This is a genomic window from Phytohabitans maris (assembly GCF_031085175.1).
Classification (GTDB): Bacteria; Actinomycetota; Actinomycetes; order Mycobacteriales; family Micromonosporaceae; genus Phytohabitans; species Phytohabitans maris.
Genome location: NZ_JAVHUY010000032.1, coordinates 33,668 through 54,363 on the forward strand (window position 1 = coordinate 33,668; position 20,696 = coordinate 54,363).

At 73.1% G+C, this 20,696-nt stretch carries 18 protein-coding genes and 1 riboswitch; of the genes, 11 read left to right on the forward strand and 7 right to left on the reverse strand.

What is annotated here, in order from left to right:
- Window positions 1-50: 50 nt before the first annotated feature.
- The 5 genes from gcvH (at window position 51) to RB614_RS29155 (ending at window position 3,035) form a co-directional block, all read left to right on the forward strand.
- Entirely contained in the window at window positions 51-431 is a 381-nt protein-coding gene (gene gcvH, locus RB614_RS29135; protein ID WP_308715873.1) for a glycine cleavage system protein GcvH, read from the forward strand.
- Window positions 432-577: 146 nt separating this feature from the next.
- The gene (odhI, locus tag RB614_RS29140) at window positions 578-1,024 is read left to right on the forward strand and encodes an oxoglutarate dehydrogenase inhibitor Odhl (RefSeq protein ID WP_308715874.1); all 447 of its coding nucleotides are present in this window, start codon (window positions 578-580) and stop codon (window positions 1,022-1,024) included.
- A gap of 57 nt (window positions 1,025-1,081) precedes the next feature.
- Complete coding sequence (ftsR, locus tag RB614_RS29145) at window positions 1,082-1,726, forward strand: transcriptional regulator FtsR (RefSeq protein WP_308715875.1); 645 nt, start codon at window positions 1,082-1,084, stop codon at window positions 1,724-1,726.
- A 115-nt stretch (window positions 1,727-1,841) separates the two neighbouring features.
- Window positions 1,842-2,306, forward strand: a complete 465-nt coding sequence (locus RB614_RS29150) for a bifunctional nuclease family protein (RefSeq protein WP_173042466.1) — start codon at window positions 1,842-1,844, stop codon at window positions 2,304-2,306.
- Between the two features lie 156 nt (window positions 2,307-2,462).
- Window positions 2,463-3,035, forward strand: coding sequence for a MerR family transcriptional regulator (locus RB614_RS29155; RefSeq protein ID WP_308715876.1), 573 nt, complete (start codon window positions 2,463-2,465; stop codon window positions 3,033-3,035).
- Between the two features lie 539 nt (window positions 3,036-3,574).
- On the opposite strand, the gene mgrA is transcribed toward RB614_RS29155, so the two are convergent.
- Window positions 3,575-4,567 carry an L-glyceraldehyde 3-phosphate reductase gene (mgrA, locus tag RB614_RS29160; RefSeq protein ID WP_308715877.1) on the reverse strand — a complete coding sequence of 331 codons (993 nt, stop codon included), beginning with the start codon at window positions 4,565-4,567 and terminating at the stop codon, window positions 3,575-3,577.
- Between the two features lie 63 nt (window positions 4,568-4,630).
- Window positions 4,631-4,718: riboswitch (glycine riboswitch) on the forward strand.
- Between the two features lie 66 nt (window positions 4,719-4,784).
- Between mgrA and gcvP the strand changes: the two genes are divergently transcribed.
- A complete protein-coding gene (gcvP, locus tag RB614_RS29165) occupies window positions 4,785-7,559 on the forward strand; it encodes an aminomethyl-transferring glycine dehydrogenase (protein WP_308715878.1) in 2,775 nt (924 codons plus the stop codon).
- A gap of 619 nt (window positions 7,560-8,178) precedes the next feature.
- On the opposite strand, the gene RB614_RS29170 is transcribed toward gcvP, so the two are convergent.
- A complete protein-coding gene (locus RB614_RS29170; RefSeq protein WP_308715932.1) occupies window positions 8,179-8,379 on the reverse strand; it encodes a DUF5999 family protein in 201 nt (66 codons plus the stop codon).
- 123 nt (window positions 8,380-8,502) lie between these two features.
- On the opposite strand from RB614_RS29170, the gene RB614_RS29175 reads away from it, so the two are divergent.
- On the forward strand, window positions 8,503-9,903 hold the full coding sequence (locus RB614_RS29175; protein ID WP_428983125.1) for a chorismate-binding protein: 1,401 nt from the start codon (window positions 8,503-8,505) through the stop codon (window positions 9,901-9,903).
- Between the two features lie 278 nt (window positions 9,904-10,181).
- A complete protein-coding gene (locus RB614_RS29180) occupies window positions 10,182-10,679 on the forward strand; it encodes a peptide deformylase (RefSeq protein ID WP_308715879.1) in 498 nt (165 codons plus the stop codon).
- A gap of 583 nt (window positions 10,680-11,262) precedes the next feature.
- On the opposite strand, the gene RB614_RS29185 is transcribed toward RB614_RS29180, so the two are convergent.
- The 5 genes from RB614_RS29185 to RB614_RS29205 form a co-directional block, all read right to left on the reverse strand.
- Window positions 11,263-13,812, reverse strand: coding sequence for an ABC transporter permease (locus tag RB614_RS29185; RefSeq protein ID WP_308715880.1), 2,550 nt, complete (start codon window positions 13,810-13,812; stop codon window positions 11,263-11,265).
- Complete coding sequence (locus RB614_RS29190; RefSeq protein ID WP_308715881.1) at window positions 13,812-14,582, reverse strand: ABC transporter ATP-binding protein; 771 nt, start codon at window positions 14,580-14,582, stop codon at window positions 13,812-13,814. Before RB614_RS29190 ends, RB614_RS29185 begins: the two co-directional genes overlap by 1 nt.
- Before the next feature lie 366 nt (window positions 14,583-14,948).
- Complete coding sequence (locus RB614_RS29195; RefSeq protein WP_308715882.1) at window positions 14,949-15,623, reverse strand: response regulator transcription factor; 675 nt, start codon at window positions 15,621-15,623, stop codon at window positions 14,949-14,951.
- Between the two features lie 14 nt (window positions 15,624-15,637).
- Entirely contained in the window at window positions 15,638-16,867 is a 1,230-nt protein-coding gene (locus RB614_RS29200) for a sensor histidine kinase (protein WP_308715883.1), read from the reverse strand.
- Between the two features lie 9 nt (window positions 16,868-16,876).
- Window positions 16,877-17,785, reverse strand: a complete 909-nt coding sequence (locus tag RB614_RS29205) for a RecB family exonuclease (protein WP_308715884.1) — start codon at window positions 17,783-17,785, stop codon at window positions 16,877-16,879.
- 112 nt (window positions 17,786-17,897) lie between these two features.
- On the opposite strand from RB614_RS29205, the gene RB614_RS29210 reads away from it, so the two are divergent.
- From RB614_RS29210 to RB614_RS29220, 3 genes are read left to right on the forward strand one after another with little or no spacing between them, the layout of a single operon-like run.
- Window positions 17,898-19,049, forward strand: a complete 1,152-nt coding sequence (locus tag RB614_RS29210) for a site-2 protease family protein (RefSeq protein WP_428983126.1) — start codon at window positions 17,898-17,900, stop codon at window positions 19,047-19,049.
- The gene (locus RB614_RS29215) at window positions 19,046-20,086 is read left to right on the forward strand and encodes a tRNA (adenine-N1)-methyltransferase (RefSeq protein ID WP_308715885.1); all 1,041 of its coding nucleotides are present in this window, start codon (window positions 19,046-19,048) and stop codon (window positions 20,084-20,086) included. The genes RB614_RS29210 and RB614_RS29215 overlap by 4 nt, the downstream gene beginning before the upstream one ends.
- Window positions 20,079-20,666: a hypothetical protein gene (locus RB614_RS29220; RefSeq protein ID WP_308715886.1), complete on the forward strand. Its 588-nt coding sequence runs from the start codon at window positions 20,079-20,081 to the stop codon at window positions 20,664-20,666. Before RB614_RS29215 ends, RB614_RS29220 begins: the two co-directional genes overlap by 8 nt.
- Window positions 20,667-20,696: the final 30 nt, after the last annotated feature.

Here is a 20,696-nt window from a genome sequence, read left to right on the forward strand (position 1 = left end):
TCTCGTCCCCTCTCGAACGTCTCGTCCCCTCCCGAAGTGAAGGAACGTCTGTGATTCCCGAGGATCTGCGCTACACGGCCGAGCACGAGTGGGTGGCCGCGGCGAGCGGTGGGCCGGTGCGGGTGGGTATCACCCATTTCGCCCAGGACGCGCTCGGCGACATCGTCTACGTCCAGCTCCCCGACCCGGGCGCGGCCGTGGCGGCGGGGGAGGCGTTCGGCGAGGTGGAGTCGACCAAGAGCGTGTCGGAGATCTACGCGCCGCTCACGGGTACGGTGGTCGCCCGTAACGACAAGCTCGCCGAGGAGCCGGAGGTGATCAACACCGACCCGTACGGCGAGGGCTGGCTGGTCGAGATCGAGCCGGCCGATCGGGCGGCCGTGGAGGGGCTGCTGACCGCCTCGGCGTACCGTGATCTGACGGCGAGCTGACACCGCGTGGCTTTGCCCGCGCGTCCGGTTGACCCTGTATTTCGGCGCTGGCTAGGCTCGCCCAGTCGAGCGGGAACCGTGCCCAGCGACGTTCCATCCGCTGCTCCCCGCGCACGCGGGGGCGGTCCGATCCGTGAGGTGGTCAGATGACTCGCCCAGACGACGAGTTCCCCCCACTCGACGTCACGTCCACGCTGAACCTCGGTTCGCTCGACGAGGTCCTCGAGGGTCCGGACGCGGACGTGGTGCCGAGTCGGATGTCCGGCTCGCTGCCGCCGGGCATGGCGCTGCTCGTCGTCCGGCGCGGGCCGAACGCGGGCGCCCGCTTCCTGCTCGACCACGACGTGACGACCAGCGGGCGCCACCCGGACAGTGACATCTTCCTCGACGACGTGACGGTCTCCCGGCGGCACGCGGAGTTCCACCGCGACGGCGGCACCTTCACCGTCCGCGACGTGGGGAGCCTCAACGGCACGTACGTCAACCGCGAGCGGGTCGAGGCGGCCACCCTCAGCAACGGCGACGAGGTGCAGATCGGCAAGTTCCGGCTGGTGTTCATCGCCGGGCCGCGCCCGGACGAGGACACCCGGTAGGTCGTGTCGGTTTCGCCAGCGTCGTCGGCGGGCTCGCCTTCGCCTCCGCCGGCTCTGATGAGCATCGGCGAGGTGCTGGCCGAGCTGCGCGCGGAGTTTCCCGACACCACCATCTCCAAGCTGCGCTTCCTGGAGGCCGAAGGGCTGGTCGAGCCGCGCCGCACCGCCGCCGGTTACCGCAAGTACAGCTGGGACGACGTCGCCCGCCTGCGCTTCGTGCTGAGCGCCCAGCGTGACCAGTACCTGCCGTTGCGGGTGATCCGCGAGCAGCTCGCCTCGCGCGATGCCGCCCCGCTGCGCCTGGTGTCCGTGGGGACCGCGCCGGAGGGTGACTCACGACTCAGCCGCGAGCAGCTGGTCGAGCGCTCCGGGCTGGACGAGGTCACCCTCGCCGAGGTGGAGCGGCTGGGGCTGCTGGCGCCGATCGCCCCCGGGCGGTACGACGCGGACGCGCTCGCCGTGGCGACCGCGGTGGCCGGGCTGGCCGCGTTCGGGCTGGAGCCGCGCCACCTGCGCGCGTACCGGGCCGCCGCCGACCGCGAGGTGGGGCTTTTCGCCCAGCTGGTGGCGCCGCTGGCGCGCCAGAACGACCCGGCGGCCCGGGCCCGCGCCGGCCAGACCGCCGACGACCTGGTGCGCCTCTCGCAGCAGTTGCACGCGGCGCTCGTGCGGGCCGGGCTCCGCGAGGCGTTGGGACGGTGAGTTTTTTCGGGTCAACGGGTACGTGTCCTTGACACAAACCGTGGGGGACGGGCCACCGGCGGTCCGTGTACCGTGACGGTGAGGGCGGGAAAGACACAACCACACGGAGGCGGCGGTGCGCGAGCTGAGCGTGGTCGGGGTGCGGGTGGAGCTGCCCAGCAACCAGCCGATCGTGCTGCTCAGGGAGGTCGAGGGCGACCGTTACCTGCCGATCTGGATCGGTGCGGTCGAAGCCACCGCGATCGCGTACGAGCAGCAGGGCGTCAAACCGGCCCGGCCACTCACCCACGACCTGCTGCGCGACATCCTGGCGGCCCTCAAGGCCCCGCTGCGCGCGGTCGAGATCACCGAGCTGAAGGAAAACGTGTTCTACGCCGACCTGCTGATCGGTGACGGCCTGCGCGTCTCGGCCCGGCCGAGCGACTCGATCGCTCTCGCGCTCCGCGTGGGTGCCCCGATCCGCTGCTCCGACCAGGTCCTGAGCGAGGCCGGCATCGTGATTCCGGACGAGCAGGAAGACGAGGTGGAGAAGTTCCGGGAGTTCCTGGAGCAGGTGCGGCCGGAGGATTTCGCGGGTTAGCGGTGTGACTCGTCGCCCGTGGGCGGCGTGTCGCGCGAATGCCTCCCCGGCAACCCTCCAGGTGCGCTATAGGGTTGGCGCCGTTGGCCGGCTCGGAACGGCTTTCGCGGGCGTAGCGAGCTCTGGTCAGCACAGCCCCGTTTGGGAGGTTGCCACATGGATGAGGGTTCCTCCTCCGCCGCCGTGAGTGGCGTAGAGGTCGACACCGTCGGATATCGCGGCGTGACCGCCTGCCACGCGGTCGGGATCAGCTACCGCCAGCTGGACTACTGGGCGCGTACCGCCCTGGTGGTGCCGAGCATCCGGGACGCCTCGGGGTCGGGCACGCAGCGCCTGTACTCGTTCCGCGACCTGGTCGTGCTCAAGGTGGTCAAGCGGCTGCTCGACGCCGGCGTCTCCCTGCAAAACATCCGCAAGGCCATCGAGACCCTCCGCTCCCGTGGCGTCGAGGACCTGGCCGGCATCACGCTCATCTCCGACGGCACGACGGTGTACGAGTGCCGCTCGCCCGAGGAGGTCGTCGACCTGCTGCAGGGCGGGCAGGGCGTGTTCGGCATCGCGATCGGCGGCGCGTTCAAGGAGATCCAGGGCTCGCTGTCACACCTGCCCGCCGAGCCGGCCGCCGGCGCCCCGGTGACCACCGAGGTGGTCGAGGCCGACGACGCGGGCGACTCCGGCGTCGTGGGCGACGAGCTGGCCGCCCGCCGCGCCCGCCGCCGCGCCGGCTGAGCCTGCCCTGCGCTGTCGCGGCCTTGCGCCATCGCGGCCTTGCGCCGCCGCGGCCTTTGCGGACCGCCGCACCGATCTCCCCACTCGCTGTCCCTGGCGTGCTCGTTCCGGCGCTGTTCAAGACACCGATCTGAGCTGCCGCGACGCCCGCGGTGGTCCGGACCGTTGCTCCCGCGGCCGCACCCTCCGCGTCGCACGACCCGCACGGCCGACGGTCCGGCAGGCTCTGTGCGGGCCGGGCTCCCAGCCACGCTCCCGACCGGCGACCTCACCGCGACCAACGCGGTCTCGTGGCCTACGCCCAAATCAAGCTCTGGCGCTGCCGCGCTCGCTCCCTCCACCACCTCCACCTCCGCTGGGGTAGGCGGATTCCATGATCGGCGCTGGCGTTGGTAGATCGTGGTACGCCGGTGCCCTTCCAGGGGCAGCTAAATACCACGATCACAAGGACAAAGCTGGGGCACCGCGCAACGGTCTTGACCACGGCGGGCGCCGCGGCAGCTCGAATCTGTCTGTTGCCGATGGACCGCCCGGGCGTCCTACTCCGTCGCGTACTTGTCGATCTCCGCGAGCTCGTCGTCGGTGAAGGCCAGGTTGTCCAGGGCGGCGACGTTCGCCTCCAGCTGGGCGACGCTGCTGGCGCCGATGATGAGGCTGGTCATCCGCGGGTCGCGCAGTGCCCAGGCGAGCGCGAGCTGGGCGAGCGTCTGCCCCCGCCGGCCGGCGATCTCGCCCAGCGCGCGGACCTTGCCCATGGTCGCCTCGGTCAGCGCGCTCTCCTTGAGGAACCCGCCGGTCGCGATCCGCGAGTCGCCCGGGATGCCGCTCAGGTAGCGGTCGGTGAGCAGGCCCTGGGCGAGCGGGCTGAACGCGATGCACCCCGCGCCCGCCTCGTCGAGGGTGCCGAGCAGCCCGTCCCGCTCGATCCACCGGTTGACCATCGAGTACGAGGGCTGGTGGATCAGCAGCGGCGTACCCAGGTCGCGCAGCACCGCCGCGGCGGCCGCGGTCTGCTCGGAGCGGTAGTTGGAGATGCCGACGTAGAGGGCCTTGCCGGAGCGGACGATGTGGTCGAGCGCCGACATCGTCTCCTCGACCGGAGTGTCCGGGTCTGGGCGGTGGTGGTAGAAGATGTCCACGTAGTCGAGCCCCATCCGGCGCAGCGACTGGTCGAGCGAGGAGACCAGGTACTTGCGGGAGCCCCACTCGCCGTACGGGCCGGGCCACATGTAGTAGCCGGCCTTCGAGGAGATGACCAGCTCGTCCCGGTACGCCCGGAGGTCGGTCGCTAGGACCCGCCCGAAGTTCTCCTCGGCGGCGCCGGCCGGCGGCCCGTAGTTGTTGGCCAGGTCGAAGTGGGTCACGCCGAGGTCGAACGCGCGGCGCAGGATCGCCCGCTGCGTCTCCAGGGGGCGGCCGTGGCCGAAGTTGTGCCACAGCCCGAGCGAGATCGCCGGCAGCCGGAGCCCGCTGCGCCCGACGCGGCGGTAGGTCATCGATTGGTAGCGGTCGTCCGCGGCAACGAAGGTCACGCGCCCCACCGTAGTGCCGTCACTCGCGCGAAACAGCGCCGCTGGTAGGTTGGACACGCCGGTACCACCCGCGCGGGAGAGACCGTCACGACGGCGCCGAAGGGGCAAATCCTCCCCGGAACCTCTCAGGCAAAAGGACCGCGAGGGCAGGCGACTCTGGAGCGCACGAGGTGCGACAGAGGGGGAGGTTGGAGCACCGACCTTCCCGGGAGCCGCCATGAGTTTCGCCGCCCGCCACATCGGACCCTCCGCCGCCGAGCAGCGGCGGATGCTGGAGACCGTGGGGTACGGCTCGCTCGACGAGCTGATGGACGCCGCGATCCCCGAGGTCATCCGCTGGCACGAGGAGCTCGACCTGCCACCGGCCGCCAGCGAGGAGGAGGCGCTCGCCGAACTGCGCGCGCTCGCCTCCCGCAACACCGTGGCGGTCTCGATGATCGGGCTCGGCTACCACGGCACCCACACGCCGGCCGTGATCCGCCGCAACGTGCTGGAAAACCCCGCCTGGTACACCGCGTACACGCCGTACCAGCCGGAGATCAGCCAGGGCCGCCTGGAGGCGCTGCTCAACTTCCAGACCATGGTCGCCGACCTCACCGGCCTCAAGACCGCCAACGCCTCGATGCTCGACGAGGCCACCGCCGCGGCCGAGGCGATGACCCTCGCCCGCCGCGCGAGCAAGAGCACCAGCCGGGTGTACGTGGTGGACGCCGACGCCCTGCCCCAGACCATTGCCGTCATCCGCACCCGGGCCGAGCCGCTCGGCATCGACGTGCGCGTGGTCGACCTCGACCGTGAGCCGCTGCCGGACGAGTTCTTCGGGCTCCACCTCCAGTACCCGGGCGCCTCGGGCGTGGTCCGCGACCACGCCGCGCTGGTCGACGGCGCGCACGCGGTCGGCGCTCTGGTGACCGTCGCCGCCGACCTGCTCGCGCTCACCCTGCTCCGCCCGCCGGGCGAGATCGGCGCCGACATCGCCGCCGGCACGACCCAGCGCTTCGGCGTACCCATGGGGTACGGCGGCCCGCACGCCGGCTACCTGGTGGTCCGCGCGGGCCTGGAGCGGATGCTGCCCGGCCGGCTGGTCGGGGTCTCCCGCGACGCCGACGGCGCCCCCGCGTACCGGCTGGCGCTACAGACCCGCGAGCAGCACATCCGCCGCGAGAAGGCGACCAGCAACATCTGCACCGCCCAGGTGCTGCTCGCCGTGATGGCCAGCATGTACGCGGTCTACCACGGCCCGGACGGCCTGCGCGCGATCGCCTCCCGGGTGGCCGGCCGGGCCGCCACGCTCGCGGCCGGCCTGCGCGCCGGCGGGGTCACGCTCGCCTCGGACGACTTCTTCGACACGGTCACCGCGCTGGTGCCGGACCGGGCCGCGTCGGTCGTCGAGGCCGCCGCGTCCCGCGGGGTCAACCTGCGGCTCGTCTCGCCGGATGCCGTGGGGATCGCGTGCGACGAGACGACGACCCTCTCGCACCTCTCCGCCGTGTGGGCCGCCTTCGGCGTCGACCCGGCCGAGCCGGTGGCCGCCACGGTGCCGCTGGCACGCACGTCGGAGTACCTGACCCACCCGGTCTTCCACAGCCACCACTCCGAGACCGCGATGCTGCGCTACCTGCGGCGCCTCGCCGACCTGGACTACGCGCTCGACCGCGGGATGATCCCGCTCGGCTCCTGCACGATGAAGCTCAACGCCACCACCGAGATGGAGCCGGTGACCTGGCCCGAGTTCGCCGACCTGCACCCGTTCGCGCCGGCCGCCCAGGCGGCCGGCTACACCGAGATGATCAGCCGGCTGGAGGGGTGGCTGGCCGAGATCACCGGGTACGACGCGGTGAGCGTCCAGCCCAACGCCGGCTCCCAGGGTGAGCTGGCCGGGCTGCTCGCCATCCGCGCGTACCACCTGTCCCGCGGCGACACCGGGCGGGACGTCTGCCTGATCCCGTCCAGCGCCCACGGCACCAACGCGGCCAGCGCGGTGATGGCCGGCATGCGCGTGGTCGTGGTGGCCTGCGACGCCGACGGCAACGTCGACCTTGTTGACCTGGAGCGGAGGCTTTTGGAGGTGGGCGACTCGCTGGCCGCGGTGATGGTCACCTACCCGTCGACCCACGGCGTGTACGAGACCGGCATCGCCTCGCTCTGCGCCAAGGTGCACGACGCCGGCGGCCAGGTGTACGTGGACGGCGCCAACCTCAACGCCCTCGTCGGGTACGCCAAGCCCGGCCGGTTCGGGGCGGACGTGTCCCACCTCAACCTGCACAAGACGTTCTGCATCCCGCACGGTGGCGGCGGGCCGGGCGTGGGACCGGTGGCGGTGCGGTCTCACCTCGCCCCGTTCCTGCCCTCGACCGACGGGCCCGGCCTGGTCTCGGCGGCCCCGTACGGCTCGGCGGGCATCCTGCCGATCTCCTGGGCGTACCTGCGGATGATGGGCCCGGACGGCCTCACCCGGGCGACCGGCGCCGCCGTGCTGGCCGCCAACTACGTGGCCGCCCGGCTGCGCGAGCACTACCCGGTGCTGTACGCGGGCAACAAGGGCCTGGTCGCCCACGAGTGCATCCTCGACCTGCGCCCGCTCACGAAGCAGACCGGCGTCACCGTCGACGACGTGGCCAAGCGCCTGATCGACTACGGCTTCCACGCGCCGACGATGTCCTTCCCGGTGGCCGGCACGCTGATGGTCGAGCCCACCGAGTCCGAAGACCTGGCCGAGCTCGACCGCTTCTGCGACGCGATGATCGCCATCCGCCAGGAGATCGAGTCGGTCGCCTCCTGGGGCGCCGACAACCCGCTCGCCAACGCCCCGCACACCGCGTCGATGGTCACCGCGGACGAGTGGAGTCACCCGTACCCGCGTTCACTGGCGGCGTACCCGCCAGGCGTGGACCGCACGGCCAAGTACTGGCCCCCGGTCCGCCGCATCGACGGCGCCTTCGGCGACCGCAACCTGGTCTGCGCCTGCCCACCCGTCGACTCGTACGCCTGACCCGCCTCTCCGGCCCCTCGCCGTGGGCCGGCAGCCGCCGCGGGCCTCGTCGCTCGCGGTGGGGACGGTGGTCGGCCGTCCCAGCGCCCCGGGGTCGCGTGATGATGCGGCCGGCGGACGTGGGGGCTTGGGCGCCGGCCGTCCGGGGCCGGCGAGCGGGCCGGGGCGTGGGCGTGCGCGGATGAGGCCACTGAGAGCGCCCCGCCCCCGACGGCGCGTCTGCCCGGGGCGCACGGTGAGACCTGGACGGCCTATCTGGGCGGCCGGGGCCCCACGTCGGGCCGACCGCCTGTCGCGGACGCCGGCGCCCGTACGGGGCGCGTGGTGGGCCTTTCGCGGCCTGTGCGGCGCGCGGTCGGGCCTGTCGCCGGCGGCGGAGGCTGATGCGGGCCGCGTGACAGCGGCCTTGAGCGGCCGATCCGGGCACGCGGAAGGCTGGCGCTGGCGCCCGCGGGCGGTGCTGGCGGCAGGGGAGGGGCTGGATGGGGGGCACGACGGCATGGCCGCGCGGTGAGGCGGCCTTACCGACGAGGGACGACGGTGTCCGTCGAGAGCCTCAGCCCGCGAACGTTGGGGGCGAGGCGGATGGCATGCTCACTCAGATGGAGCGTGCCAGGTCTCAGGCGGCGAGGGCGTGGCGCGCCGGGCCGCGGTGCGGGGCGATGGACCTGCCGTCGGGCAGGAGCTCGCCGGTGTCTTCGAAGACGATCACGCCGTTGCAGAGCAGGCTCCAGCCTTGCTCCGGGAAACACGCGACGACGCGTGCGGCGTCCCGATCGGTGGCTTCAGCTGAGGGGCAGGACGGTTGGTGCGGACACATCGGGTTCTCCGGGCTGTGGGGGTGCTGTGTCACGGTTCACATGACCAGTGACGCACGCTACCAAGCAGAACGACACTCTTTCGAACAAGTAATGGCACTAACACGGGAGAATCCACCCTTCGGATGAGGCACTTCGGACCGGTTGTACTGGGAACGCTCCCAATTCAGTCCAACGTTGTCAGCGGGGCGCATCCTTCCCGTTACGGGGCGTTTAGGGAGCGTTCTCGGGTCGAGTGGCGGATCGGCGACGGCGACGATCCCTTCAATCTTCTCCAAGCGTTCCTCGACCATCACGGACTGCCGGTGCGGGATCTGGGTCGGATCGGCGACACGCCGTGCCGTGCGGGAGCCGCCGTCGGCGCGTCGGTCTTCGTCTCGGCCGCCGCCGGGGCCTGGGTCGCCGGCGCGCCGATCGGCCCGCCCAGCCCGGCGCCCGCCGTGCCCGACCTGGTCGCCGTCGTCTACGACCCCGCCGGGGAGCCCGAGTGCGGCGCGGCCACCGGCCCCGCCGGCCCCGGCCGGGGCAGCGCCGGCGCCCTGTCCCACGGCATCACCGAGCGTCCCGTCTCCGGCACACCAGAGCGCCTCGCCCAGGGGGGCCCGGCCGGCGACGACACCAGCGGGAAAGCTGCCGAGCGCGGCGGGCGCGCGGCCGGAAGCAGCGGCCTCGGCCCGTGGCGGCTGGGGGAGTGGCGGGCCAGCTGGAGCCCGGCCGCCCACGCCGACGCCGTCCGGAAGGTGCGGGCGGCCATCTCCCGCGGCGACGTCTACCAGGTGAACGTGGTCGGCCACGCCGCCGCCCCCTACTTCGGCGACCCGCTGCCGGCGCTGCGGCGACTGGCCGGGCTGCGTGGCGCGCGGTACGCGGGCGTGCTCACCGGCGCCGGCTGGGCGGTCGGGTGCGCGTCGCCGGAGACGCTGGTGGAGGTGTCCGGCGGGCGGATCGTGACCCGGCCGATCAAGGGGACGCGCCCGGCGACCGGGGCGGGTCGGCGGGAGCTGCTGGAGTCGGCCAAGGAGCGGGCCGAGCACGTGATGATCGTCGACCTGGAGCGCAACGACCTGGCCCGGGTCGCGCGGACCGGCTCGGTGCGGGTCGACGAGCTGTACGCGATCCGGCGCTGGTGCGACCTCTGGCAGGCCGAGTCCGTGGTGTCCGCGGCGCCGGCGGCGGGCCTGGGCCTCGCCGACCTGCTGCGCGCGATGTGCCCGGGCGGCTCGGTGACCGGCGCCCCCAAGCTCGCCGCGCTCGCCGAGATCGCGGCGCTGGAGCCGGTCGGCCGTGGTCCCAGCATGGGCGCGCTCGGCTGGGTCGGCCACGACCGGATCGACCTGGGGCTGACCATCCGCACCGCGGCCGCCGACGGGGAGCGGATGCACCTCTGGGCCGGCGGCGGCATCACCTGGGGCAGCGACCCCGAGGCCGAGGTGGCCGAGGCGGTCGCCAAGGCGGCCCCCCTCCGCGCCGCCCTGGTCTGGACGCCCGGACCGGCCCAGGACGAGATGGAGCTTGAGCACCCCTGACGCCCGTCGCGGCCCGGCACCGGACCCGCCGCGCCCCGGTCCGGCCGTGGAGCCGGCCCGACCGCGGAGCCGGCGCCGTACCGGGGGTCGGCCCCGGCCGGCCCCGCACTGGAGTCGGCCCGGCGGTGGAGCCGGCCGGGTCGTGGAGCCGGCGCCGTACCCGGAGTCGGCGCAGCCGGCCCGCACCGGAGCGGACCCGCCAAAGCCGGCGCCGGGTCGCGAGTGTGGAGAAGGCGGCGGTACGGCGGGCGGGTAAGGAAGCGGATAGCCTGGCGGCCATGACGATGCGGCCCATCCGGCTGCTGGGCGACGCGGTGCTGCGTACGCCGGCCGAACCGATCACCTCCTTCGACGCCGAGCTCCACTCGCTGGTCACCGACCTCATGGACACGCTGCTCGGCGCGCCCGGCCGGGCCGGTGTGGCGGCGCCGCAGATCGGCGTGAGCGCGCGCGTGTTCGTGTACGACGCGGACGGCGAAGTGGGGCACGTGGTCAACCCGACGATCGAGCTCTCCGACGACATGCAGGACGGCGACGAGGGCTGCCTGTCGATCCCGGAGCTGTACTTTCCGACGCCGCGCGCCATGTCCGCCACCGTGCACGGGTTCGACCAGTACGGGACGCCGCTGACCGTGGGCGGGAGTGGCTTCCTGGCTCGGGCACTGCAGCACGAGACCGACCACCTCGACGGCAAGCTCTACATCGACACGCTCCGGGGCGACACCCGTCGCCAGGCGCTGCGCGACATCAGAGCGGCGGCCTGGTCGCGCCGCTGACGCGTCGAGCGACAGCCGCAAGGCCCGCGGGCGCGAGCCCGCAGGCGCGAGCACCACCCCCGCACAAGCGGACGGCCCGCGAAGGCCCCGCGCGCCACCCCAGGCCCGCGAGCGACCTCGCGCGAAAAGCCCGCGCGCGAGCACCAGCCCCCCGAAAGGGCGCACGCGACCCCAAGCCCGCGGCGACGCCTCCGAAGAGCCCGCGCGACCGCGAATCCCCGCGAAACCCGTGCGACCCCGGGGCCCGGACAAGCGACGGCCCGCGAGAGCCCATACGCGAGCCCTCAGGCCTCGCGAAGTCCAAACGCGACCCCCAGGCCCGCGCGAGCGATGACCGCGAAACCGGCGCGACCCAAGACGGCGCGAGCGACGGCCAGCGAAAGCCGCACCGGAAGAGCCCGCGAAGCAGCGCGCGGAATGATGGCCAGCACAACCAGGGTGTGCAAACCCCGAGACGGCCCGATGGGGGCGGCCCGCCCGAGCCGCCCCCATCTGTCCCCCGCCGGGGCATCGAACCTCTCTCAACCTCCCCGTGCGGCCCGCGCGGCCGCGCCAGCGGCGCGCGGGCCCGGTGGAGAGAGGTTCATTCGTGGGCGATCGCGCCGAGCACGTTGAGCCGTGCGGCGCGGATCGCGGGCAGGATCGCGGCGACCACTCCTACGATCGCTGCCAGCACCACGGCCAGCCCCATCTGGGACCAGGGAAGGACGAGCTCGGTGATGCCGTCGTCCTTGAGGGCTCGGACCACCGCCGCGCCGAGACCGGTGCCGACCACGATGCCGAGGATCGCCCCGAACATCGAGATCACCACGGCCTCGACCGTGATCATGCGCATCGTCTGGGCCCGGCGCAGGCCGATCGCGCGGAGCAGCCCCAGCTCGCGGGTCCGCTCCAGCACCGACAGCGCCAGCGTGTTGACGATGCCGAGCACGGCGATCAGGATCGCCAGCGCCAGCAGGATCTGGATCATCGTGAGGATCTGGTCGAAGCCGCTGGTCTGCTGCTCGATGAACTTGCTCCGGTCGGCCACCGACACCTCGGGGCTGTCCGCGAGCAACCGGTCGACCTGCGGCTCCACCTGGCTCGCGGTGGTGCCGGGATCGAGCTGGATGTAACCCTGGGTCGGCTGCGGGATCGCGAAGTCCTTCGTCGCCTGTACCGGCAGCACGAACCCGCCGTACAGGTCGGACTCCTTGTAGATGCCCGACAGCGTGTACGTCTGGGCGTCACCGCGGGACAGCTGCACGGTCAGCCGGGAGCCGACCGACAGCCCCATGTCGGACGCGGTCTTGGAGTCGACCAGCATCTGGTCGGGGCCGATCGTGCCGATGTCGCCGGCGGAGGGCTCGGCCCGGTAGACGTCCTTGAGCGCGGCGATGTCGCTGACCGCGGTGAGGTACTCGCGGTCGCCGTTGACCTCGCCGAGGTCGCCGTACGTACCGGTCGCGGCCCGCACCCCCGGGATGGCCTTGACCTCGTCGAGCACCACCGGGTCGAAGCTCGGCGGGCGCGGCCCGCTCTGCGCCCCGGAGATGACCAGGTCGGCGTTGATGGTGTCCTCGGCGAGCTTGGTGATGCTCGACTTGGCCGAGCCGAGCAGCACCGTGACGCCGGTGACCAGCGCGATGCCGACCATCAGCGCGGCCGCCGTGATGGCGGTGCGGCGCGGGTTGCGGCCGGAGTTGAGGCGGCCCAGCTTGCCCGGCACCGACCAGGAGAAGATCCGGCCGAGCAGGCTCACCACCGGCTTGCTCACCAGCGGGGTCAGCAGCGCCACGCCGATGAACGTGACCAGCACGCCACCCAGGATCGTCCACAGTGTGCTGTCGCCGGCGTTGCCGCTCAGGCCGAGCGCGAGCAGTGCGCCGCCGGCGGCGCCGACGACGGCGCCGGCCACGGTGATCTTCGTGAGTGGACGGTCGGGCGTCGCGACGTCCTGCATCGCGGCGACCGGCGGGATGCGCGAGGCGCGCAGCGCCGGCAGCACCGCGGCGACCACGGTCACCAGCAGGCCGACCGCGAAGGAGCTGATGACCGCGGCGGCCGGTACGCCGACCGAGGCCATCTCCAGCCCGCCGCCGACGCTGCCGAAGACGAACGCCAGCAGCGCGCCCACCCCGACGCCGGCGCCGAGGCCGAGCACGGACGCGACCAGGCCGATCACGACCGCCTCGATGAGCACCGAACCGATCATCTGCTTGCGGCTCGCGCCGACCGCGCGCATCAGCGCCAGCTCGCGGGTCCGCTGCGCCACGATGATCGAGAACGTGTTGAGGATCAGGAAGATGCCGACGAACAGCGCCACGCCGGCGAAGCCGAGCAGGATGTTGTTGAAGAAGCTCAGCCCCTGCTTGAGCGCGCCGGACGCCTCGTCGGCGAGCTGCTGGCCGGTCTTCACCTCGTACCCGTCGCCGAGCTGCGCGGCGATGTCGTCGCGCAGCTGGTCGTGCGAGACGCCGCTGGCGGCTTTGACGGTGATGCCGTTCCACACGCCGGTCTCGCCGAGCATCAGCTTCTGCGCCACCGGTGGCGTGAACTCCACCTGCTGCACCCCGCCGAGGCTGTCCCGGTCACCGCTGTAGCCGAAGATGCCGACGATCGTGAAGTCCTGCCGGGGCTCCCGGGTCAGGACGCCGACCTTGTCGCCCACCGCGACCTTGGCCGCGTCGGCGAGCGTCACGTTGATCGCGATCTCGTTGTCGGCGGTCGGGCCGCGCCCCTCGCGCAGCTCGGTGAGGCCGTCGTCCGGGTTCCAGCTCTCGCCGAGCTGCGGTGGCCCGAACGAGGTGACCGCCTTGCCGTTGTCGCCGATGAGGCGGGCGCCGTCGGTGGAGACGAAGCCGGTGGCCTTGGCCACGCCCGGCACCGCCGCCACCTTGTCCACAGTGGAGGTCGGGAACGGCGCGGCCGCCTCCTCGCCCTCGAACTCGTCGACGTCGACCTTGGGCTTGGCGGCCACGCCGACGTCGGTCTGCGAGTACGCCGTGGAGAAGACCTGGTCGAAGGAGCGGCCGAGCGTGTCGGTGAGCACGAACGCCCCCGACACGAACATCACGCCGAGCACGACCGCCAGCCCCGACAGCACCAGCCGGAGCTTGCGGGCGAGCAGGCTCTTGAGCGTCGCCCGGAGCATCAGACCCCCGCCTCACCGCTGAGCACGTCGAGGCGCTTCATCGTGTCGAGCACCGACTCGGGCGTCGGCTCGAAGAGCTCGGAGACGATCGAGCCGTCGGCGAGGAAGACCACGCGGTCCGCGTACGACGCGGCGACCGGGTCGTGGGTCACCATCACGATGGTCTGCCCGTACTCCCGGACGGAGCGCCGCAGGAACGCGAGCACCTCGGCGCCGGAGCGGGAGTCGAGGTTGCCGGTCGGCTCGTCGGCGAAGACCACCTCGGGCCGGGCGACCAGCGCGCGGGCGCAGGCCACCCGCTGCTGCTGCCCGCCGGAGAGCTGGGACGGGCGGTGGCCGAGCCGGTCGCCGAGCCCCACCGTCGCGATCACCGTGTCGAACCACGCCTTGTCCGGCTTGCGCCCGGCGATGGAGAGCGGCAGCAGGATGTTTTCCATCGCCGACAGCGTGGGCAGCAGGTTGAACTGCTGGAAGATGAAGCCCACCTTGTCGCGGCGGAGCTTGGTCAGCCCCGAGTCGCCGAGCCCGGTGACGACCGTGTCGCCGATCGCCACCTGCCCGCGGGTCACCGAGTCGAGACCCGCGAGGCAGTGCATCAGCGTGGACTTGCCGGACCCGGAGGGTCCCATGATCGCGGTGAACCGCCCGCGCTCGAACTCGGCGCTGACCCCCCGCAGCGCGACCACCTGGGCCTCGCCCGTGCCGTACACCTTCCACACGTCGGTGGCACGGGCCGCCACATGCGTGTCGCGGGCTACCGTCGTCGTCACTCTTCCCCCTCGTGGCGATCCGCGCCCGGGGCGATGCCCGGGCGCGGGAAATCTGGTCCGGCCGGCCACGTGGACCGGCCGGCAGCATCCATGGTGGGGGCCGCGGGCCGCGGAGTCGTCCGCCCGCGGGGGGAACTGGAGACCCACCTTTGGATGCGGGCCGCCCCGGAGGCGCGCTCAGGGTTGCCCCTGAGCGCGCCCGCGCACATGGCCTCTGACGAGGCCATCCCCCGAATGCTGGTCACGGCTACTCACGCTAGGTCACCGAAGGGCCCGCGCCGTCGTGCTCGCGGAGACTCTTCGGGTACGCCCGCCGTCGTGCGCCCGGCCCCGCGCATCCCCCCAGAGGAGTACGCGCCCGTCCCCCTACGCTCCCGGGCGGACCAGACCCGTCTCGTACGCGAGCACGACCGCCTGCACCCGGTCGCGGAGGCCGAGCTTCGTGAGCACGTGCCCCACGTGCGTCTTGATCGTGGTCTCGCTCACCGAGAGCGCGCCGGCGATCTCCGCGTTGGACAGGCCCCGGGCGACCTGGACGAGCACCTCGCGCTCCCGGTCGGTGAGCGAGTCGAGCGCCTTCGGCGGGGTGGACGAGGGGTCGGGCAGGTGGTCCGCGAACCGGTCCAGCAGCCGCTTCAGGATCCGCGGCGCCACCACCGCCTCCCCGGCCGCCACCGTGCGGATCGCGGTCACCAGGTCTTCGGCCGGCACGTCCTTGGCCAGGAAGCCGCTCGCGCCGGCCCGCAGCGCCCCCACCACGTACTCGTCGAGGTCGAAGGTCGTGAGGATGAGGACCCGGACCGGCAGGCGGGCGTCGACGATCGCGCGGGTCGCGGCCACCCCGTCGAGGCGGGGCATGCGGATGTCCATCAGCACCACGTCGGGCAGCAGCCGGCGGGCCAGGTCGACCGCCTCGGCGCCGTCGCCGGCCTCGCCGACGATGTCCAGGTCGTCCTCCGCCCCCAGCACCATGCGAAACCCGGTCCGCAGCAGCGGCTGGTCGTCGGCGAGCAGGATCCGCACCGGTCGTTCCTGGGTCACCCTTTGTCCCCCCGTCACTGTTCCATCGGGATCTTCGCGTACACCCGGAAGCCGCCGCCGGGCCGGGGCCCGGTGCGCAGCGTCCCGCCGTACAGCGCGACCCGCTCGCGCATGCCGACCAGCCCGTGCCCGACGTGGTCGGTGCCGGGCGCCGGGCCGCGCCCGGTGTCGAAGACCTCGACGATCAGCCAGTACACGCCGAAGCTGAGCCGCACGTGCGCGGTGGCCTGGCCGGCGTGCTTGAGCGCGTTGGTGAGCGCCTCCTGCACGATGCGGTAGATGGCCAGGGCCACGCCGTGGTCGAGCGGGCCGGGCGTGCCGTCCACCCGCAGCGCGACCGGCAGCCCCGCCTCGCGCACCTGCTCGACCAGCGCCTCGATCCCGGCCAGCCCCGGCTGGGGGGAGAGCTCGGCGGCCGGCTCGGCGTCGGTGCGGAGCACGTCGAGCAGGCGGCGCATCTCGCGCAGCGTGGCGCGGCTGGTGTCCTCGATCGTGGCGAGCGCCTCGTCGGCCGCGTCCGGGTCGCGCCCCAGGACGCGGCGGGCGCCGGTCGCCAGTACCCCCATCACGCTGACGTGGTGGGCGACCATGTCGTGCAGCTCGCGGGCGATGCGGCGGCGCTCGTCGCCGACGGCCTGCTCGGCCAGGGCGCGCTGGTTTTGCTCGGCGACCCGGGCCCGCTCCTCCAGCGCGAGCACCGAGGTGCGGCGGGCGTGCACGGTGCGCCCCAGGAAGAAGCAGACCATCGCCATGAGGCCGTTGATGAACATGATGTAGAGCGCCGACATGCCGTCCGGGCGCAGGTCGGCGGGCGTGACCAGGTTGAGCGCGAGGACCGGGACCCAGAGCAGCGCCGTGGTCAGCGCGGCCTTGCGGAGGGGGAAGCGCGCGCCCACCGTGTACGTGACGAGCAGGATCGCGACCGCCATCGTGACCGGCTGGTGCCGGGTGCCGACCGACGCGGCGAGCGAGCCGAGCACGATGAGGACGGCGGCCCAGGTGGCGACCCGGCGCAGCACCAGAGCCGCGCACCCGACGACGCTCCAGCCGATCGTGGCGCTCCAGCCGGTGGTGCGCAGCTCCGGCGGGCCGAACCCGGTGAGCACGATCTCCACCGCCACCACCCCGAAGGCCAGCAGCGCGTCGTAGCCGATCGCCCGCCGCCCCGCCGCGTCGAGGCGCAACCGCTCGCGCCAACCGCCCAGCAGGGGGCGGCCGGCGAGCGGAGCGTCGGCGCGGGCCATGCTTGGAAACTATCCGCTGCGGGGCGCCTCTCCTTCGTCGCCCGCGGTGAGGCGGTCATCCTCCTGCGGGATGAGGGTGCCCTCCGCCCCCTGATCGCCCGGCTCCGGAAACGGCGGCGGGGTGCCGCCGTAGGCCGGGCAGAGCGCCTGATGGCTGCACCAGTCGCAGAGCCGGCTCGGCTTGGGGCGGAAGTCGCGCTCGGCGGTGGCCCGGTCGATCGCCTGCCAGAGCGCCAGCAGCGTGCGCTCGAAGCGGACCAGCTCCTCGGGATCGGGCGCGTAGTCGCAGATCTCCCGGTCGCGCAGGTAGAGCAGGCGCAGGACGCGCGGCACCACGCCCCGGGTGCGCCACAGCACCAGCGCGTAGAACTTGAGCTGGAACAGCGCCCGCGCCTCGAACGCCTCACGCGGCGCGCCGCCGGTCTTGTAGTCGACCACCCGCAGGTCGCCGGCGGGGGAGACGTCGAGGCGGTCCACATATCCCCGGATGAGCAGCCGCTCGTCGACGACCGCGGAGACCAGGCTCTCCCGCTCGGCCGGCTCGAGGCGGCTCGGATCCTCGACCGCGAAGTATCCCTCGAGCAGCTCGCCGGCCGAGGCGAGGAAGACCTCCCGCTCGCCCTCGGCGAAGAGCTCGGCCAGCGGCGGCGCCCCCTCGACCAGCCGCTCCCACTCCGGGGTCACCAGGCCGGCGGCGGCCGCGTGGGTGCGCTCGCCCGGCGGCAGGTCGAACAGGCGCTCCAGCACCGCGTGCACCAGCGTGCCACGGGCCTGGTCGGGGGTGGGGCGCTCGGGCAGCCGGTCGATCGTGCGGAACCGGTAGAGCAGGGGGCAGGTCTTGAAGTCGGCCGCCCGCGAGGGGGAGAGGCTCGGGAGTACCGGCTCCTTGGCATCGACCTCGAGCTCCGCGACCGTCATGCCAAGAGGCTAGGGCACGGGTACGACATCGGCGCGAAGCGGCACACGAAGCGGACACCGGCGCCCACTAGCGGAGTCTCCCGGCGGGCTCGAGACCCCGTAGCATCGAGGGGTGGAGGATCGCGCGCGGCAGGACCGGACCGACCGCCGACCGGGTCTCGCCGTGGGGCGGGTCCTGGGCGTGCCGGTGTACCTGAATGCCTCGATGCTCCTGCTCGCCGTGCTCGTCACCGTGATCTACGGCGAGTTCGTCCGCCGCGAGCTCGACCTCTCCCAGCCCGCGGGGTACGCGATCGGCTTCGGTTTCGTGGTCTGCCTACTCGGATCGGTGCTCCTGCACGAACTCGGCCACGCATTGACGGCGCGCCGGTACGGTATCGGCGTGCGCGGCATCACATTGGAGCTCCTCGGTGGCTACACCGAGATGGACCGCGACGCGCCCAGCCCCAAGGTCGACCTGTACGTGTCGCTCGCCGGCCCGGCCGTGTCGTTGGTGCTCGGCGTCGTGGCCACCGTCGCGACGCTCGCGCTGCCCGACCGCACCCTGGTCAACCAGCTCGCGTTCCAGCTCGCGGTGAGCAACGTCGTGGTCGCCGTGTTCAACTCGCTGCCCGGCCTGCCGCTCGACGGCGGGCGGGCGCTCCGCGCCGCTGTGTGGGCGCTCAGCCGCGACCGCCACCTGGGCACCGAGGTCGCCGGCTGGGTGGGGCGCGCCGTGGCCGTCGCCACCGCCGCCGCGGTCGCGCTGCTCACCGCCGTCGGCGTGCTGTCCACGTTCGGGCTGGTGTTCATGCTGCTCGTGGCGTTCACGATGTGGCAGGGCGCCGGGCAGGCGATCCGGGTGGCCCGGATCAGCAAGCGCTTCCCCCTCATCGACCTGGCCCGGCTGGCCCGCCCGGTCTTCGCCGTGCCCACCGGCACCCCGCTCGCCGAGGCCCAGCGCCGCGGCACCGACGCCGGCCGCCCGGGCGCCTCGCTCGGCGTCTCCGACTCCGCCGGGCGGCTGGTCGCGCTCGTCGACCGGGCCGCGGCCGCGGCGGTGCCGGCCGAGCGCCGCCCCTGGGTGGCGGTCGACGCGGTGGCCCGGGGCATCGACGGGATCCACACCATTCCGGTCGGCACCAGCGGCGAGCAGGTGATCAAGGCCGTCCAGGCCCATCCAGGCGCGCAGTACCTCGTCACCGCTGGCGACGACGTCGTCGGCGTTCTCCATGTCGCCGATCTCGCCCAGCTGTTGGAACCCAACCGGAAGATGAACACGTGACCTCCGCCGCGCTCTCCGACGTCGACTCCGTGCCCGCCCACCGCGGGCCGTTCCGCCCTGGTGACCGGGTGCAGCTCACCGATCCCAAGGGGCGGATGCACACGATCGTGCTGGAGCCCGGCCGCTCGTTCCACACCCACCGGGGCGCGCTGGAGCACGACGCGCTCATCGGCCTTCCGGACGGTAGCGTGGTGACATCGAGTGGTGGCACCGCCTACCTGGCACTCCGTCCGCTACTTTCCGACTACGTGCTGTCAATGCCACGCGGCGCCCAGGTGATCTACCCGAAGGACGCGGCGCAGATCGTCGCCATGGGCGACATCTTCCCCGGTGCGAAGGTCCTGGAGGCCGGCGCCGGCTCCGGCGCGCTCTCCTGCTCGCTGCTGCGCGCGGTGGGCGCCGCGGGCGAGCTCCACTCCTGGGAGGTGCGCGACGACTTCGCCGCGATCGCCCGCAAGAACGTGGAGGCCTTCTTCGGCGGCCCGCACCCCGCGTGGCACCTGCGCGTAGGTGACGTGGGGGAATGCGACGAAACCGGCTTCGACCGGATAATCCTCGACATGCTCACCCCGTGGGAGGCGCTCGACCTGGTCGAGCGGGCGCTCGTTCCCGGCGGCGTCTTCATCGGGTACGTGGCGACCGTGCCCCAGCTCTCCGAGCTGGTCGAGGCGCTGCGCGAGCGCGGCTGCTTCACCGAGCCGCGGGCCTGGGAGAGCCTGGTGCGCGACTGGCACGCCGACGGGCTCGCGGTCCGCCCCGACCACCGGATGATCGCGCACACGGCGTTCCTGGTCTCCACCCGCCGCCTCGCGCCCGGCGTGACCGCCCCGCCGCGCCGCCGCAAGCCCAGCAAGGGCGCCGAGGCGTACGCAGCTCTGCGAGCGCGAGGAGTGAGCTCCCGCGGCCCGCAGCCGTCCCACGGCCCGGAAGGTGCGAGCCCCGCAGTCGGGAGCGAAGAAAGGCTCGGCAAGGCGGCCGCGATGCCGCCGCCGCGGGGCGGCACCGAGCGGGTCGAGGGGGCCGACACGAGTGGCTAGGCCGGCGTTCGGAGGTGGTGAGCTGCCCGCGGTCTTCCCCGACTGGTCGCCGTACCAGGACCTGGACTCGGCGGCCCGGGCCTACCTGCGCGACCCCGACGTGGCCCTGGAGGCCCTCGGCGGGGTGCTGCGCGGCGCCACTGTGCTCGGCTTCACGCTCGAACGCTTCGTCAACGAGGTCAACGGCGTCTGGCAGGAGGTGGTGGTCTGCGACGGCAGCCGGCTCATCCTGTGGCACGGCGAGGACGTGGCGCCCGGTGACGGCCCGCCCGGCGCGATGACCTCGTCGCTGCGGGTCGTGCCGCTCTCCACGGTCACCGAGGTGGGCTGCCGCAGGCGCCTCACCCGCACCGCGAGCGGGCAGGCGCGGGTCGACAGCATCGACGTGTACCTGCTGCTCAGCAGCTTGGACGAGGCCGGGCCCAACCCCGCCGCCCCGACCGAGGAGCAGGCCAACTCGGTCCGCCACGACGCGCTCCGCTTCGGAAAAACCCTGGACGACGGCGGGGCGGGACAAATCACCCGGCTGGAGGAGTTCGCACGGCTCGTCGCGTCGATGGTCGGACGCCCGACACTTTGAGGAATGCACCGCTGCTCGGCGGGCATTACC

Bases quoted from the DNA above. Each gene is read 5' to 3' on its own strand.
- odhI (WP_308715874.1), top strand. From the start codon at position 578: ATGACTCGCCCAGACGACGAGTTCCCCCCACTCGACGTCACGTCCACG.
- ftsR (WP_308715875.1), top strand. From the start codon at position 1,082: ATGAGCATCGGCGAGGTGCTGGCCGAGCTGCGCGCGGAGTTTCCCGAC.
- RB614_RS29155 (WP_308715876.1), top strand. From the start codon at position 2,463: ATGGATGAGGGTTCCTCCTCCGCCGCCGTGAGTGGCGTAGAGGTCGAC.
- gcvP (WP_308715878.1), top strand. From the start codon at position 4,785: ATGAGTTTCGCCGCCCGCCACATCGGACCCTCCGCCGCCGAGCAGCGG.
- RB614_RS29170 (WP_308715932.1), bottom strand. From the start codon at position 8,379: ATGTGTCCGCACCAACCGTCCTGCCCCTCAGCTGAAGCCACCGATCGG.
- RB614_RS29175 (WP_428983125.1), top strand. From the start codon at position 8,503: ATGAGGCACTTCGGACCGGTTGTACTGGGAACGCTCCCAATTCAGTCC.
- RB614_RS29180 (WP_308715879.1), top strand. From the start codon at position 10,182: ATGACGATGCGGCCCATCCGGCTGCTGGGCGACGCGGTGCTGCGTACG.
- RB614_RS29185 (WP_308715880.1), bottom strand. From the start codon at position 13,812: ATGCTCCGGGCGACGCTCAAGAGCCTGCTCGCCCGCAAGCTCCGGCTG.
- RB614_RS29200 (WP_308715883.1), bottom strand. From the start codon at position 16,867: ATGGCCCGCGCCGACGCTCCGCTCGCCGGCCGCCCCCTGCTGGGCGGT.
- RB614_RS29205 (WP_308715884.1), bottom strand. From the start codon at position 17,785: ATGACGGTCGCGGAGCTCGAGGTCGATGCCAAGGAGCCGGTACTCCCG.